Source organism: Xylanibacter brevis ATCC 19188 (assembly GCF_000621725.1).
GTDB classification, from domain to species: Bacteria; Bacteroidota; Bacteroidia; order Bacteroidales; family Bacteroidaceae; genus Prevotella; species Prevotella brevis.
Genome location: NZ_JHXM01000025.1, coordinates 13,832 through 29,365 on the forward strand (window position 1 = coordinate 13,832; position 15,534 = coordinate 29,365).

At 50.8% G+C, this 15,534-nt stretch carries 11 protein-coding genes; 5 read left to right on the forward strand and 6 right to left on the reverse strand.

The genetic code is table 11. The features are described from left to right. Window positions 1-228 precede the first annotated feature (228 nt). The 5 genes from rpsA to mazG form a co-directional block, all read right to left on the reverse strand. Window positions 229-2,010: a 30S ribosomal protein S1 gene (rpsA, locus tag T433_RS0112110; protein WP_027450549.1), complete on the reverse strand. Its 1,782-nt coding sequence runs from the start codon at window positions 2,008-2,010 to the stop codon at window positions 229-231. A 210-nt stretch (window positions 2,011-2,220) separates the two neighbouring features. Continuing rightward, entirely contained in the window at window positions 2,221-4,752 is a 2,532-nt protein-coding gene (locus tag T433_RS0112115) for an ATP-dependent Clp protease ATP-binding subunit (RefSeq protein WP_027455977.1), read from the reverse strand. 68 nt (window positions 4,753-4,820) lie between these two features. Then, window positions 4,821-5,735 carry a ribonuclease Z gene (locus tag T433_RS0112120; RefSeq protein ID WP_027455978.1) on the reverse strand — a complete coding sequence of 305 codons (915 nt, stop codon included), beginning with the start codon at window positions 5,733-5,735 and terminating at the stop codon, window positions 4,821-4,823. Window positions 5,736-5,758: 23 nt separating this feature from the next. Continuing rightward, window positions 5,759-6,415: a lipocalin family protein gene (locus T433_RS0112125; protein ID WP_027455979.1), complete on the reverse strand. Its 657-nt coding sequence runs from the start codon at window positions 6,413-6,415 to the stop codon at window positions 5,759-5,761. 25 nt (window positions 6,416-6,440) lie between these two features. Continuing rightward, the gene (gene mazG / locus T433_RS0112130) at window positions 6,441-7,310 is read right to left on the reverse strand and encodes a nucleoside triphosphate pyrophosphohydrolase (protein ID WP_027455980.1); all 870 of its coding nucleotides are present in this window, start codon (window positions 7,308-7,310) and stop codon (window positions 6,441-6,443) included. Window positions 7,311-7,541: 231 nt separating this feature from the next. Between mazG and T433_RS0112140 the strand changes: the two genes are divergently transcribed. From T433_RS0112140 to T433_RS0112160, 5 genes are all read left to right on the forward strand, one after another. Further along, window positions 7,542-10,229: a valine--tRNA ligase gene (locus T433_RS0112140; RefSeq protein ID WP_027455982.1), complete on the forward strand. Its 2,688-nt coding sequence runs from the start codon at window positions 7,542-7,544 to the stop codon at window positions 10,227-10,229. 30 nt (window positions 10,230-10,259) lie between these two features. Beyond that, complete coding sequence (locus tag T433_RS0112145; protein WP_027455983.1) at window positions 10,260-11,966, forward strand: putative transporter; 1,707 nt, start codon at window positions 10,260-10,262, stop codon at window positions 11,964-11,966. An 85-nt stretch (window positions 11,967-12,051) separates the two neighbouring features. Next, window positions 12,052-13,035 carry an OadG family transporter subunit gene (locus tag T433_RS0112150; protein ID WP_248616526.1) on the forward strand — a complete coding sequence of 328 codons (984 nt, stop codon included), beginning with the start codon at window positions 12,052-12,054 and terminating at the stop codon, window positions 13,033-13,035. Between the two features lie 7 nt (window positions 13,036-13,042). Continuing rightward, window positions 13,043-13,510 (forward strand): acyl-CoA carboxylase biotin carboxyl carrier protein subunit, encoded by a 468-nt coding sequence (locus tag T433_RS0112155; protein ID WP_027450556.1) that lies wholly within the window; start codon window positions 13,043-13,045, stop codon window positions 13,508-13,510. Window positions 13,511-13,543: 33 nt separating this feature from the next. Next, window positions 13,544-14,695: a sodium ion-translocating decarboxylase subunit beta gene (locus T433_RS0112160; RefSeq protein ID WP_027455985.1), complete on the forward strand. Its 1,152-nt coding sequence runs from the start codon at window positions 13,544-13,546 to the stop codon at window positions 14,693-14,695. 502 nt (window positions 14,696-15,197) lie between these two features. On the opposite strand, the gene T433_RS16565 is transcribed toward T433_RS0112160, so the two are convergent. Further along, window positions 15,198-15,299 (reverse strand): smalltalk protein, encoded by a 102-nt coding sequence (locus T433_RS16565; RefSeq protein ID WP_155808454.1) that lies wholly within the window; start codon window positions 15,297-15,299, stop codon window positions 15,198-15,200. Between the last annotated feature and the right edge of the window lie 235 nt (window positions 15,300-15,534).

Consider the following 15,534-nt stretch of genomic DNA (forward strand, 5'->3'; position numbering starts at 1 on the left):
GAGGCAATGCGCCTACAGCGCAAAGTGAGAAGTGAGAGGTGAGAAGTGAGAAGCAATAATATAAAACAAAAACAATAAACAATAAAAACAATAAACAATAAAAACAATAAACAATAAAAACAATAAACAATAAAAACAATAAACAATAAAAACAATAAACAATAAAAACAATAAAGGCTGTATCACATAAGCGATACAGCCTTTTGTATTTAAAGAGTAGGGGAGCTATTACTCACCCTTCTCCATCTGAGCCTTCAACTGAGCCAGAACGTCGATGTCACCGAGAGTGGTGCTTGCTGCAACATTCTCAATCTTTGGAGTGTCATCCTTCTTCTGACGGGGAGCAGCCTTGCGAGTTGCACGCTTCTCCTCACGCTGAGCATCCTCGAAGGTGCGGCTGTGAGAGAGAATGATGCGCTTGCTGTCCTTGTTGAACTCGATAACCTTGAAGGGCAGTTCCTCACCAAGCTGAGCCTGTGAACCATCCTCCTTAACGAGGTGCTTAGGAGTAGCGAAGCCCTCTACGTTCTCAGCGAGAGAAACAACGGCGCCCTTCTCCAGAACCTCTGTGATCTTACCAGTGTGAACTGAACCTACAGCATACTGATCCTCGAATACATCCCAAGGATTCTCCTCGAGCTGCTTGTGACCGAGAGACAGACGACGGTTCTCCTTGTCGATGTCGAGAACGACAACGTCGATAGGAGCACCTACCTGAGTGAACTCGCTGGGGTGCTTAACCTTCTTAGTCCAGCTGAGGTCGCTGATGTGAATCAGACCATCAACACCTTCCTCAAGCTCAACAAATACACCGAAGTTGGTGAAGTTGCGAACCTTTGCGTTGTGCTTAGAACCTACGGGGTACTTAACCTCGATAGCCTCCCATGGATCTTCCTTCAGCTGCTTGATGCCGAGAGACATCTTGCGCTCGTCGCGATCGAGAGTCAGGATAACTGCCTCTACCTCTTCGCCAACCTTCAGGAACTCCTGAGCTGAACGCAGGTGCTGGCTCCAAGACATCTCAGAAACGTGGATCAGACCCTCAACGCCGGGCTGTACCTCTACGAATGCACCGTAGTCAGCCAGAACGACTACCTTACCCTTGATGTGGTCACCAACCTTGAGGTCAGGATCCAGAGCATCCCAAGGATGAGGAGTGAGCTGCTTCAGGCCGAGAGCAATGCGCTTCTTCTCTTCGTCGAAGTCGAGAATAACAACATTGATCTTCTGATCGAGCTCAACGATCTTCTTAGGATCGTCAACGCGGCCCCAAGACAGGTCTGTGATGTGGATGAGTCCGTCAACACCACCGAGGTCAACGAATACGCCGTAGCTGGTAATGTTCTTAACGGTACCCTCAAGAATCTGACCCTTCTCAAGCTTAGAGATGATCTCCTGCTTCTGAGCCTCGAGCTCTGCCTCGATAAGAGCCTTATGAGAAACGACAACGTTGCGGAACTCCTGGTTGATCTTTACAACCTTGAACTCCATAGTCTTGCCTACGAACTGGTCGTAGTCGCGGATAGGATGTACGTCGATCTGAGAACCGGGCAAGAAAGCCTCGATACCAAATACGTCTACGATCATACCACCCTTTGTGCGGCACTTGATGAAGCCCTGGATGATCTGCTGCTCCTCGAGAGCTGCATTTACGCGATCCCAAGCCTGAGACAGACGAGCCTTCTTGTGAGAAAGAAGGAGCTGACCCTTCTTGTCTTCAGCGCTCTCTACGTAAACTTCAACGGTGTCACCAACCTTCAGGTCGGGATTGTAACGGAACTCGCTAGCGGGGATGATACCATCGCTCTTGTAACCGATGTTTACGACAACCTCTTTCTTGTCAACAGAGATAACCTTACCTTCAACAACCTGATGGTCGGCTACCTTGTTGAGGGTCTCGTCGTAAGCCTTGTCGAGCTCTTCTTTGCTGACGTTGGCTACGGTACCATTCTCAAACTCGTCCCAGTTAAAGTCCTGCAACGGCTGAACGTTCTTTGTTAATTCTGACATAAAATTTAATTTTGCGTCCCTTCTGTCGAAAGGGACAAGGCCTGAACAGACGTTTCTCAGACCATCTTTAATTGGTTAATATTCATAGGCGCTTGCGTCTGTTCAAACGCCTATTTCCTCGTATGAGGATAAAAAGTGGGTGCAAAGTTACTCAAAATTGTTGAAAATGAGCACTTTGCACCCTAATTATGTATTTCTATTTAAGTTTTTTTAAGATTGATACTCAAACAGAAGCTCTTCTTTGTCGTTTGCTTTGCATATATGGATGGTATCACCTTCCTTAATATTCTCATTTAGAATGATTTCGCATATACCATCCTCGATGTATGTCTGTATGGCTCGTTTCAGTGGGCGAGCACCAAACTGCACATCATATCCTTTGCTGGCAACGAAGTCTTTAGCTTCATCCGTAAGTTCCATCTTATAGCCCATCTCTTCGATACGCTTGGCGAGTGGTTTTAGTTCCACATTGATGATACGCTTGATAGCTTCCAAATCCAACTGATCGAACGTAATGATTTCGTCCATGCGGTTCAGAAACTCAGGTGAGAACTGCTTCGAGAGCGCCTTCTGCACGATACTTCTCGCGTGCTCGCGATCCTTTTCGTTCATATTGAGTCCCAGGTTGCCAGCGGTGAAACCAACACCACGCCCGAAATCCTTCAATTGTCGCGTACCGGCATTCGAGGTCATGATAATCACCGTATTGCGGAAATCCACGAAACGCCCGTTTCCATCGGTCAGTCTTCCTTCGTCCAGAACCTGCAGAAGCAGATTATATACATTACCGTGAGCTTTTTCTATTTCATCGAGCAAAACGATAGAGTAGGGCTTGCGGCGAACGCGCTCGGTCAGTTGTCCACCTTCTTCGTAGCCCACATATCCTGGAGGTGCGCCAATCAGTCTTGAGACGTTGAAGGCCTCCGTATATTCACTCATGTCAATGCGAATCAACGCATCGGCAGAACCAAACATAAACTCAGCTAATTTCTTTGCCAGATAGGTCTTACCGACACCCGTAGGTCCGAGGAACATGAAAACACCAATGGGATGATTAGGTTCCTTCAGTCCCACACGATTGCGCTGGATGGCCTTAACCATTTTATCAATGGCAGCATCCTGAGCTATCACACAATCTTTCAGCTCCTGTGCCATACCTTTCAGTCGGATGCCTTCGCTCTGTGCCATTCGTTGCACAGGAACGCCAGTCATCATCGATACAACGCTGGCAATATCCTCCTCGTTGACGATCTGACGATCATCGCTGTTGCCCGACTGCCAGTTGGCTTCCATTGCAGCCAACTCACCTTCCAACTGTGTCTGCTTATCGCGATAGCTGGCAGCCAGTTCAAAGTTCTGATTGCTGACGGCCGATTGCTTTCGTTCCTTGACGTGAGCCAGTTCCTTCTCTTTCTCAACGATCTCATCCGGAATATGCGCATTGCGCAGATGCACACGAGATCCCGTCTCGTCCATCGCGTCAATGGCCTTATCGGGGAAGGCTCTGTCGGAGATATATCTTCCTGTCAGTTTGACACAAGCACGAAGCGCTTCATCAGTATATTCTACGTGATGATGATGTTCGTATCGGTCTTTAATGTTGCGCAGTATCTGGAGCGTTTCCTCTTCGTTGGTAGGTTCTACCAGCACCTTCTGGAAACGACGTTCCAGGGCACCGTCTTTCTCAATACTATTGCGGTATTCATCAAGCGTAGTGGCACCGATGCACTGTATGGTGCCTCGAGCCAAAGCCGGCTTCATGATGTTGGCAGCGTCCATTGAACCAGGAGCCGACCCAGCACCAATCATCGTGTGAATCTCGTCTATAAATATAATAATGTCGGGATTCTGCTCAAGTTCCTTAATCAAAGCCTTGATACGCTCTTCAAACTGACCACGATATTTCGTACCGGCCACGACACTGGTCATATCCAAGCTGACGATGCGCTTGTTGAAGAACATCGGCGAGGTCCGTCGTTGTGCTATCAGTTGTGCCAATCCTTCGACGATAGCACTTTTACCAACACCAGGTTCACCTATCAATATAGGATTATTCTTCTTGCGTCGTCCCAGTATTTCAATGACGCGTTGTATCTCGTTGTCGCGACCTACGACGGGGTCAAGCTTTCCATTTAAGGCAGCCAGAGTCAGGTCGGTAGAGAAATTATCGAGTACAGGCGTTTTTGACGTTGTCTTTGTCTTGGTCGTTGTGCCGCCAGCCGAGGCGTTGGCACTTTCGTGCGCACTGCCTCCCTCGAACTCCTCCTCTTCATCGGGAAGTCCGATGCCATTACTTGGCTCCTTAGCGCGCAAGAGACTTAAAATATCATCATAATTCATGTTGTGATTCTCCAGAATTTGTTTGGCACCATTGTTTGCCCTATCGTGCAATATAGCTAGTAACAGATGCTCTTCGTTTACATTTTGCGTATGTTGTATGCGAGCTTCAAGAACAGCCAGCTTCAGAATGTTTGAGGCACTCTCGTTGAGTACAAGTTCGTGTTGGTTGTATTGTTCAAACACATCAGCATCATCTTGATGTGCTCTTAACTCCAAGTCTTTCTTTACTTCATGAATATCTACATTCAGTCGAGAGAATACATTTGAAACAGGCCCATTGTCTATGCGCAGCATCCCCAGCAGCAAGTGCTCAGGTCTTACGGAGGAAGAAGACAGACGTTCTGCTTCCTCTTTTGAAAATGCGAGTATCTCAGATACCTTTGGTGAAAATCGGCTTGTCATATATGTAATTTAAAAATATTTTCTGCTGAATGCACTAGTGCAAATGGTGTGCCAAACTCTTATAGCGCTCAAACATCGATGATATCCATCTCGTTTGTTAGTCGCACATTATTAAATATCTGCTTAGCTTCATTAAGAAGAACTCTTTCGTCTGGATACCGCGAGCTGTAGTGTCCCAACAGCAACTGCTTCACCTTTGCATCGCGAGCCACCGAAGCGGCTTGTTGAGCTGTGGAATGATTATATTTCTCTGCCATTGCCAGATTGTCAGTTGCATAAGTGCTCTCGTGATAAAGCGTAGTGACGCCATCCAACAATTTATGGAGTTCTGGCATATACTTAGTGTCCGAGCAATACGCATAAGCCCTCGGAGCGTCTGCCGGCTCGACCAGTCGTTCGTTGGGTACAATAGTACCATCAGGCAAGGTATAATCCTGCCCGTTTTTGATATTATTGATTTGCGAGATAGGTATCTGATAAAAATCTATCATATCCCGCTTGATGTGGGGCAGGGTCGGCTTTTCGCGGAAGATATAGCCACAGCAAGAGGGGCGGTGCTGGAGTGGCACCGTCTCTACCGTCAGCGAACGGTCTTCATAGATCACCTGGTGGCACTTCGTATCTACGGCATGAAATTTCACCTCGTAGCCCAAGTCGCGACAAAAGAAGGCTATCTGCTTCTCGAGTATGTCGTTGAGAGCTTCAGGCGCGTAAATATTTAGGGTGGCAGTGCGCCCCAGCAGCCCAAAGGTGGATATCATACCAATGAGTCCGAAGCAATGATCACCGTGAAAATGCGAGATAAACACATGCCCCAGTTTTGTAAACGAAAGCGACGACTTGCGCATCTGTAGCTGAGTGCCTTCGCCACAATCTATCATAAACAGCTTTCCCCTGCATTCAACTACCTGTGACGTAGGAAGATGCTTCATGGTCGGTAAAGCACTGCCGCAACCTAAAATATGTACACGAAATGGTTCCACTATAGTTTCTGAAATTATAAAGTTTACATCATAAAGTCATCATCGCCGTTGTCCAGCTCAATGCCCAGTTCCTCTTCGACTACTTCTATCTGACGACTGTATTCGAAAGTTTCTTCAGCATCCTGGATCACCAGCGAGTCTGGTGTGATGCGTTTAATCGAATAAATAAAGGTTTCATCGACATCTACGCCATCTTCGCGAGTTGCCGTGATCTGCAGTTTTCCGTTGTAGATACGCCATGATTTGTAGATGATAGCATTCTGGTCAATACTCTCCACAGATCCACCTCGACGAATGCTGATGCCCGTCTCCGAACTGCCATCAATGGGGTTGGGCATCACCCAGTTGCCCAGGAGTGCCGTCTTGTTGATAACCAGCAGTGCTATAGTGCTATCGCCGTTGGCCACAACTGCCATTTCGTCACCCTTGTTGTATCCGCCCTTAATATCGCCATTCTCACGAGCATTCGCCACGTTGATGTTGAGCGTATCGCCAGCATCCGTAATGATTTGCAAGATGTCGCCGGTTGACTTGTCAGTGCAAAAGCCGTAGATCGTGGAGTCGCGATAGGCATCCAGTTCCTCTTCTGCCTCGAGGTCTTCAGAGAAGTTAGCCTTCTTGCTACCTCCACATCCTATGGCGAGTATAGCCGCCATCATAAAAATCACTGTCTTTTTCATTGTCTGAATAGTATTTTCAATGTGTTTAGTCTTTGTTTAATCTTTCATTCTGTTTAGCTTCGTTCCAGAGTTTATCCATCTCCTCGAGCGTCATCTCTGTCAGCGGACGCCCGGCACGGATGGAATGCTGTTCAATGTAGTTGAAACGACGTATAAACTTAGCATTTGTTCGTTCCAGCGCATTATCGGGGTTTAGGTGATAGAGGCGGGCAGCGTTGATCACAGAGAACAGGAAGTCACCCAGCTCGTTGGTAGAAGCCTCTTTGTCTTCACGTGCCAACTCGTCTTCCAGTTCCTTCAGTTCCTCATGAACTTTCTCCCAAACATCCTCTTTCTTCTGCCAGTCGAAACCCACGTTACGAGCCTTATCCTGAATGCGATAGGCCTTGATGAGTGAAGGTAAAGATGAAGGCACACCGCTGAGCACCGTCTTGTTGCCATCTTTCTCTTTCAGTTTGATTTGCTCCCAGTTTTTCAGCACCTGGTCGCTGGTGTCAGCCTTCGAGAACTCATCGTTGTCAGCAGCATTTTCAGGCACAAAGGGTAGGGGCTTTGGCTCCTCGGCGCCCACCTGACTGGGGTGATAGACGTGGGGATGGCGGAAGATCAGCTTGTCTGTCTCAGCATTCAGCACATCGGCAATGTCAAACTGCTCCTTTTCGCGCGCTATCATTGCATAGAAACAAGTGTGCATCAGTACGTCGCCAAGTTCCTTCTTGATCTCCTTTGTGTCGTCTTTCATGATGGCGTCGCAAAGTTCAAAGGTCTCTTCTATCGTGTTGGGGCGCAGGCTCTCGTTGGTTTGCTTCTTGTCCCAAGGACACTTCTCGCGCAACTGGTCGAGCACGTCAAGCAGTCGGCCGAAGGCTTTCATTTGTTCTTCTCGTGTATGCATACGTCTATTTTTCTGGCAAAGGTAAGCATTATTTTCGTAACAGCCAAATTTTATACAATGTTAGAAAAAACAAGTTTTCCTTTTGCATTTCTTCAGTTTTTTTTGTAACTTTGGCTTTGCCGAACTTACCTGGCACTCGGAAATGAAAAGAAAAAACAAGTTTTCCTTTTGCATTTCTCTCGTTTTTTTGTAACTTTGCACCCAATAATAGAGAAAGCTTTATAATAAGGTATGGAAATAGCAAGTAAATACGACCCAAAAGAGGTCGAAGGTAAATGGTATCAGTATTGGCTGGATAACAAGCTGTTCAGCTCAAAACCCGATGGTCGTGAACCCTACACAATCGTGATTCCACCACCCAATGTGACTGGTGTGCTTCACATGGGTCACATGCTGAACAACACGATTCAAGACATCCTTGTTCGTCGTGCACGCATGGAAGGCAAGAACGCCTGCTGGGTGCCCGGCACCGACCACGCTTCTATTGCTACCGAGGCAAAGGTGGTGAAGAAGTTGGCTGCCGAAGGCATCAAGAAGCACGACCTCACGCGTGAGCAATTCTTGAAGCACGCCTGGGAGTGGACCGACGAGCACGGAGGCATCATCCTGAAGCAGTTGCGCCGCCTGGGTGCCTCTTGCGACTGGGATCGCACGGCCTTTACGATGGACGAGAAGCGCTCTGAGAGCGTCATCAAGGTGTTTGTTGACCTCTATCGCAAAGGCTACATCTATCGTGGTCTTCGCATGGTCAACTGGGATCCAAAGGCGCTGACAGCCCTTTCAGACGAAGAGGTGGTTTATCGCGAGGAGCAGAGCCATCTGTACTATCTGAAGTATTATGTGGCTGGCGATTGCGCTGTGGAGGAGACAGAAGGCAATGTGATTCACAAGGACGAGAAGGGCTACTATGCAGTAGTTGCCACCACGCGTCCTGAGACCATCATGGGCGACACCGCTATGTGTATCAACCCCAAGGACCCCAAGAACCAGTGGTTGAAGGGTCGCAAGGTGATTGTGCCATTGGTGAATCGCGAAATCCCCGTCATCGAAGACCGCTATGTAGAGATTGAGTTTGGTACGGGCTGTTTGAAGGTTACCCCCGCTCACGATAAGAACGACAACATGCTGGGTAAGGTTCACAACCTGGAGACCATCGATATCTTCAATGCCGACGGTACCATCAGCGCCGAGAGCACGATGTACGTAGGTATGGACCGCTTCGATTGTCGTAAGCAGATTGTGAAAGACCTCGAGGCAGCCGGCCTGATGGAGAAAGTAGAAGACTATACTAATAAGGTGGGCTATTCTGAGCGCAATCCTGACACGGCTATCGAGCCACGCCTCTCTCTGCAGTGGTTCCTCAAGATGCAGCACTTTGCCGACATTGCGCTGCCTCCCGTGCTGAATGGCGAGATGCACTTCTATCCTCAGAAGTATGTAAACACCTACAAGAACTGGTTGGAGAACATCCAGGACTGGTGTATCAGTCGCCAGCTGTGGTGGGGTCATCGCATCCCTGCCTATTACTATGCTGAAGAGAAATACGTAGTGGCCGAGACAGCTGAAGAGGCCCTTGAGCTGGCACGCAATGAGAGTGGCAACGCCAATCTGCAGATGGCCGACCTGAAGCAAGACGAGGATGCCCTTGATACCTGGTTCTCTTCATGGTTGTGGCCCGTTTCGCTTTTCGACGGCATCAACAATCCTGGCAACGAAGAAATCAACTATTACTATCCCACAAGCGACCTCGTCACAGGTCCCGATATCATCTTCTTCTGGGTGGCTCGTATGATCATGGCTGGCGAGGAGTATCTGGGCAAGTTCCCCTTCAAGAACGTTTACTTCACGGGTATCGTTCGCGATAAGCTGGGCCGCAAGATGTCTAAGTCGCTGGGCAACTCGCCCGATCCTATCGAGCTGATCGAGAAATATGGTGCCGACGGTGTGCGTATGGGCATGATGCTCTCTGCACCTGCTGGCAACGATATTCTGTTCGACGAGAGCCTCTGCGAACAGGGACGTAACTTCAACAATAAGATTTGGAATGCCTTCCGTCTGGTGAAGGGCTGGCAGGTATCTGATGCTGCTGCCGACAATGGCAACAAGCAGGCTGTGGCTTGGATGGAAGCACGCATCAAGCAGGCCAATGCCGAACTGCAAGACCACTTTGCCAAGTATCGCATCAGCGACGCCTTGATGACGGTTTATAAGCTGTTCTGGGACGAGTTCTCAAGCTGGTATCTGGAGATGGTGAAGCCAGCCTACATCGATGGTCAGGCACAGCCCATCGACCAGGAGACCTATGCAGCCACACTTCGCTTCTTCGAGATTCTGCTGAAGATGCTGCACCCCTTCATGCCTTTCATCACCGAGGAACTCTGGCAGGCTCTCTACGAGCGCAAGGAGGGCGAGAGCATCATGCGCGACAACCTGCAGCTCGAGGCTCCTACTGCTGCCGACGATCAGCTGGTGGCCGACGTAGAACAGGTGAAGCAGGTAGTCAGCGGTGTTCGCATGGTGCGCAACCAGAAGAACATTGCCCCCAAGGAGAAGCTCTCTCTGCAGGCCGTAGGTCAGAATCATTTCGAGGCCTACAACGACATCATCGCCAAGATGGCCAACCTTCAGGATATCACCGTCGTTGAGAGCAAGGACGCCTCTGCTGCCGCCTTCATGGTGGGCACCGACGAGTTTGCAGTTCCTGTGGGCGACATGATCGACGTGGAAGAGGAGATCAAGAAGATGGAGGCCCAGATAGCTCACCTCGAAGGCTTCCTGGCCGGTGTGAAGAAGAAGCTCAGCAACGAGCGCTTTGTGGCCAACGCCCCCGAGGCTGTGGTAGCCCTGGAGCGCAAGAAGCAGGCCGACTCGGAAGAGAAAATTGCAGCCCTGCGTGAGTCGATAGCTGCATTGAAATAAGAAATATGTGTTTGAATTTAGTTTTATATTATGGAATGGTTTGTTAATCTATTTGCAAATACCGAATCGGTGGCACACATAGCTATTCTCTATGCCATTGTGATTGCCCTGGGTGTTTATCTGGGAAAGATAAAGATATTCGGTATCTCGCTTGGCGTCACGTTTGTCCTCTTCGCAGGCATCGTGTTGGGCCACATCTATCATTACTATGGAATGGAGGCAGCTCCTACAGACACGCTGACCTTTGTGCAAGACTTCGGATTGATTCTGTTTGTCTTCATGATTGGTCTTCAGGTGGGTCCTGGCTTCTTCGAGAGTTTCGGTAAGGCAGGTATCAAGCTGAATGCGCTGGCCGCTTCGGCTATCGTGCTGAACATTGTGGTGATGTTCGCCTGCTATTTCATTTTCTTCTACAGCCAGCACGACATCACCAATCTTCCTATGATGGTGGGTACGCTGTATGGTGCCGTGACCAACACGCCTGGTCTTGGTGCTGCCAACGAGGCGTTGGCATCGCTCAAGGATGTGTTTGGCGACAATCCTCCACAGATTGCCTCGGCCTATGCCTGTGCTTACCCCCTCGGTGTGCTGGGCATCATCGGTGCCACCATCGTGGTGCGCTATATGTGCCGCGTGAAGCTGGAGAAAGAAGAGGAGGCACTCGAGGAAGAGGCTGGCGCAAAGGCCACACAGAAGCCTCACCACATGCACCTGGAGGTATCTAATAAGTACCTGGAGGGCAAGACCGTGCTTCAGATCCACAACTTCCTGAACCGCGACTTCGTGGTGTCTCGCATTCTTCACGATGGCCATGTGTCTATCCCCAATCGTGACACCGTCTTCCACGTGGGCGACCAGATGTATATCGTCTGTGCCGAGGCCGACTACGAGGCCATCGTGGCCTTCATCGGCCCTGTGATCGAGGTCGATTGGGATCGTCAGGATCAGCCTTTGGTATCAAAGCGCGTGCTGGTGACCAATCCGAAGATCAACGGAAGGTCTTTCGGTCAGATGCACTTTTCGAGTGTCTATGGCGTCAACGTGACTCGCGTCACTCGTCATGGCATGGACATCTTCGCATCGCCCAGTCTTCCCTTGCAGGTTGGCGACCGCATCATGGTGGTAGGTCCTCAGGATGCCGTAGATCGTGTGGCCCACATCATGGGCAACTCTATCAAGCGTCTTGATGCGCCCAACATTGCCACTATCTTTGTCGGCATCATCGTGGGTATCATCTTCGGTTCGCTGCCCTTCGTTCCTGGCATGCCTCTGATGAAGCTTGGCATTGCCGGTGGTCCGCTGATCATTGCCATCCTCATTGGCCGCTATGGCTACAAGGTGAAGCTGGTGACCTATACCACCACGTCGGCCAACATGATGCTACGAGAGATCGGACTTGTGCTCTTCCTGGCATCCGTCGGCATCAAGGCCGGAGCCAACTTCTTCGACACCGTGATGACGGGCAATGGCGTGCTCTATGTGCTGACAGGCTTCCTGATCACGATCATACCTATATTAATTATAGGCCCCATCGCTCGACGCCTGAAGTTCAACTACTTCACGATTGCCGGTATGCTGGCAGGTACCTATACCGACCCCCCAGCACTGGCCTATGCCAACAGTATCTGCTCTAAGGAGGCCCCTGCGGTAGGCTATTCTACGGTTTATCCACTGGCCATGTTCCTGCGCATCCTCACAGCTCAGCTCATTGTGCTGTTCTGCTGCGGACAGTTCTAAGGGAGACAGATACCGCTTAACTCAACTTATATGAATAATGCACACATCAAGACTTTGGCTTAGCATAGTCGTTTTTTCCTCATCGATGATGATGTTCGCTCAGGGAGCAAAGAACATCATCATCAGTGAGGTTCAAACGCAAAACATAACGGGAATCAAGGATGCCTTTGGCAGCAACCTGCCGTGGGTAGAACTGGAAAACACCTCTTACACCACTTATAATGTAAGGGGTATGTACATCACCACCAATAAGGCCGTGCTCAACCAGCAGCTCTCTGCGCCCGAGCGCATCCGGCTGATGAGCGCCATCCCTTCGGGCGACGACCGCACCAGCTTGGGGGCTCGCAAGCATCTGCTGCTCTACCTCGGCGCCAATCCTGCGCATGGCTCGCTCCATCTCTCAGCCCCCCTGTCTGCTGAAGGCCCCCAGTGGGTGGCCCTCTACAATGCCAATGGGGTAGAGCTGATAGACTCTGTCACGGTTCCCGCACTTCTTGCTGATGAGTCCTACGCTTTCCTCTCTGGCCGATGGATGGTGAGGGAAGCCCGCAGCGTGACGCCTGGCATAGCCAACCGTGCCGTCGCCGAATCTATCCACAAATCCAAGATTGACAAGTTCAAAGAGCACGACCCCCACGGCTTTGCCATGGCCTTCATGGCTATGGGCATCGTCTTCATGTGCCTGGCGCTGCTCTGGCTCTTCTTCATGCTCTTCGGCCTGCTGATGCGCCATCTCGAGACGGCCAAGCGTGTGGCCTACAAGCAGCCCATCAAGCCCATCACCAAGACGGTGGAAATCACTGCCGAGATTGGTCATAAGACCAGCAACATCCTGCAGGAAGGCTTCGACAAGAAGGGCATCGACATGGAGGTCTATATGGCCGTCATCGGCATGGCCCTGCGCCAATACGAGGATGATGTACACGACGTGGAGAGTGGCATCATCACCATCCGACCTAAGGACACCGAATGGGACGCCGAGTATAGTCAGATGACCCACTTCCACAAGCCCGTCGTGCCCTCCATGCATCAATCGCCCGCCATCCCCACTAATCCTGAAATGAAATAAAGCGCGTATGAAAACTTATCAGTATAAAGTCAAAGGTGTTGACTATCAAGTAGAGATTGCCGACGTAGAAGGCAACATCGCCAAGGTCAATGTGAACGGCATCCCCTTCGAGGTGGAGCTGCAGAAACCTATCAATGCGGCCAAGCATCCACAGATGAGCACACCCAAGGTCGCTGCGCCACAACCCGCACCCGCACCCGCAACAACTGCAACAACTGCAACTGCAACACCCGCTGCTGCGCCCGCACCAGCGCAAGGCGCCGGTTCGGCTGTGAAGTCGCCCCTGCCAGGCACCATCACCGATGTGAAGGTGCAGGTGGGACAACACGTGAATGCGGGCGACGTCGTCCTCACCCTCGAGGCCATGAAGATGCAAAACAACATCGAGGCCGAGGTCTCTGGCAATGTCACCGCCGTAGCCGTGAAGCCTGGCGACACCGTCATGGAGGGCGCCGTGCTGATCACCATAGGGTAGGTCTTTCTTAAACCACTAAAAAATCGTATCATTATGTGGCAATTCATCATCGAAAACTTCAACGAGTTCCTGACCTATACAGGCTTTGCCAACGCCACTGTTGGCAACCTGATCATGATCGTCGTTGGCGCCGTCTTCATCTATCTTGCCATCAAGAAAGACTTCGAGCCCCTGCTGCTGGTACCCATCGGCCTGGGCATCATCCTGGGCAACATTCCCTTCCGTGCCGATGCCGGTCTTGAGATAGGGCTCTATGAGGACAACTCCGTGCTGAACATCTTCTACCAGGGCGTTCGTCAGGGTTGGTATCCGCCGCTCATCTTCCTGGGCATCGGCGCCATGACCGACTTCTCGGCTCTGCTGGCCAATCCCAAACTGATGCTCATCGGCGCTGCCGCCCAGTTTGGCATCTTTGGTGCCTACATGCTGGCCTTGCTCTTTGGTTTCGAGCCCAATCAGGCAGCAGGCATCGCCATCATCGGTGGTGCCGACGGCCCCACGGCCATCTTCCTCTCGTCTAAGCTTTCGCCCAACCTGATGGGCGCCATTGCCGTGTGTGCCTATTCATACATGGCGCTGGTACCGCTGATTCAGCCCCCCTTGATGCGTCTGCTCACCACCAAGAGCGAGCGCACTATCAAGATGAAGCCCGGCCGCGAGGTATCACAAACCGAGCGCATCTTGTTTCCAATCATCGGCCTGCTCATCACCACATTTATCGTACCCTCGGCCCTGCCACTGCTGGGCATGCTGTTCTTCGGCAACCTGCTGAAGGAGAGTGGCAAAACCACCCGCCTGGCTAAGACGGCCGGCAGCGCCCTCAACGACATCGTCGTAGTGTTGTTGGGTCTCACCGTAGGCTGCTCTACCCAAGCCTCCGAGTTTCTCACGCTGAACACCGTCTTCATCTTTGCCATTGGTGCCTTTGCCTTTGCCATAGCCACCGCCAGCGGAGTGCTCTTTGTGAAGTTCATGAATCTTTTCTTGCCCAAGAACAAGAAGCTCAATCCCCTCATTGGCAATGCCGGTGTCAGTGCCGTACCGATGGCAGCTCGCATTTCCAACAACCTGGGCCTTGAGTACGATCGCCACAACTTCCTGTTGATGCACGCCATGGGTCCCAACGTAGCAGGAGTCATCGGCTCAGCCGTAGCTGCCGGCGCCCTACTAGGATTTTTGGGGTAAAGACCCCCTCTAAAACCCCCTCTAAATCTCCCCAAGGGGGAGACTTAACCACCTCCTAAACAACAAACAGCGCACTCTGAATAGGTGCGCTGTTTTTTGTTGTTTAAAGTGAGAAGTGAGAAGTGGTGCGCCTATGGCGCAAACCAACCCTCTCTAAATCTCCACGAGAGGAGACTTGCCCCCCTCTAAATCTCCCCAAGGGGGAGACTTAACCACCTCCCTCGGGAGGGATGGGGAGGGGTAGTTGGATTGTGTTGTTTTCTCCCCTCCCATGTAGGGGAGGGGTCGGGGGTGGGGTCAGTGTTGTTCTAACTGCCAATGGAGTTACAGACCCCACCCCCAGCCCCTCCCCTTGAAGGGAGGGGAGTTCAGCGGATGATATATGCAATTTATAGAACATACCCCAAAAGGATTCTTTCGTACTATGCGGTTGAAAATCCAAGGACTCCAAAACCCCTCCCCTTGGGAGGGATGGGGAGGGGTTCCTGTCGGGGAGGGGTTCCTAGTTCATACAACTCGCCACGCCGAGGCTAGTAGCGATTGCCGTGAGTACGGCAATGATGGTCTGCACAATAAATTTCCAAGTTTCAATTTTGTTTTTCATAGTAATAAAAAATTAAGACCCCCTCTAAATCTCCCCAAGGGGGAGACTTTCTTATTTCCAACCCCCTCCCTCGGGAGGGATGGGGAGGGGTTGTTGACCAGGGGATGTTGGGTTGTTTTGTGTAGTTTTCTCCCCTCCCATGTAGGGGAGGGGTCGGGGGTGGGGTCAGTGTTGTTCTAACTGCCAATGGAGATACAGACCCCACCCCTGCCCCTCCCCTTGAAGGGAGGGGAGT

Coding starts and splice junctions, on each gene's coding strand:
- rpsA (WP_027450549.1), bottom strand. CDS start 2,010: ATGTCAGAATTAACAAAGAACGTTCAGCCGTTGCAGGACTTTAACTGG.
- T433_RS0112115 (WP_027455977.1), bottom strand. CDS start 4,752: ATGACAAGCCGATTTTCACCAAAGGTATCTGAGATACTCGCATTTTCA.
- T433_RS0112125 (WP_027455979.1), bottom strand. CDS start 6,415: ATGAAAAAGACAGTGATTTTTATGATGGCGGCTATACTCGCCATAGGA.
- mazG (WP_027455980.1), bottom strand. CDS start 7,310: ATGCATACACGAGAAGAACAAATGAAAGCCTTCGGCCGACTGCTTGAC.
- T433_RS0112140 (WP_027455982.1), top strand. CDS start 7,542: ATGGAAATAGCAAGTAAATACGACCCAAAAGAGGTCGAAGGTAAATGG.
- T433_RS0112145 (WP_027455983.1), top strand. CDS start 10,260: ATGGAATGGTTTGTTAATCTATTTGCAAATACCGAATCGGTGGCACAC.
- T433_RS0112150 (WP_248616526.1), top strand. CDS start 12,052: ATGATGATGTTCGCTCAGGGAGCAAAGAACATCATCATCAGTGAGGTT.
- T433_RS0112155 (WP_027450556.1), top strand. CDS start 13,043: ATGAAAACTTATCAGTATAAAGTCAAAGGTGTTGACTATCAAGTAGAG.
- T433_RS0112160 (WP_027455985.1), top strand. CDS start 13,544: ATGTGGCAATTCATCATCGAAAACTTCAACGAGTTCCTGACCTATACA.
- T433_RS16565 (WP_155808454.1), bottom strand. CDS start 15,299: ATGAAAAACAAAATTGAAACTTGGAAATTTATTGTGCAGACCATCATT.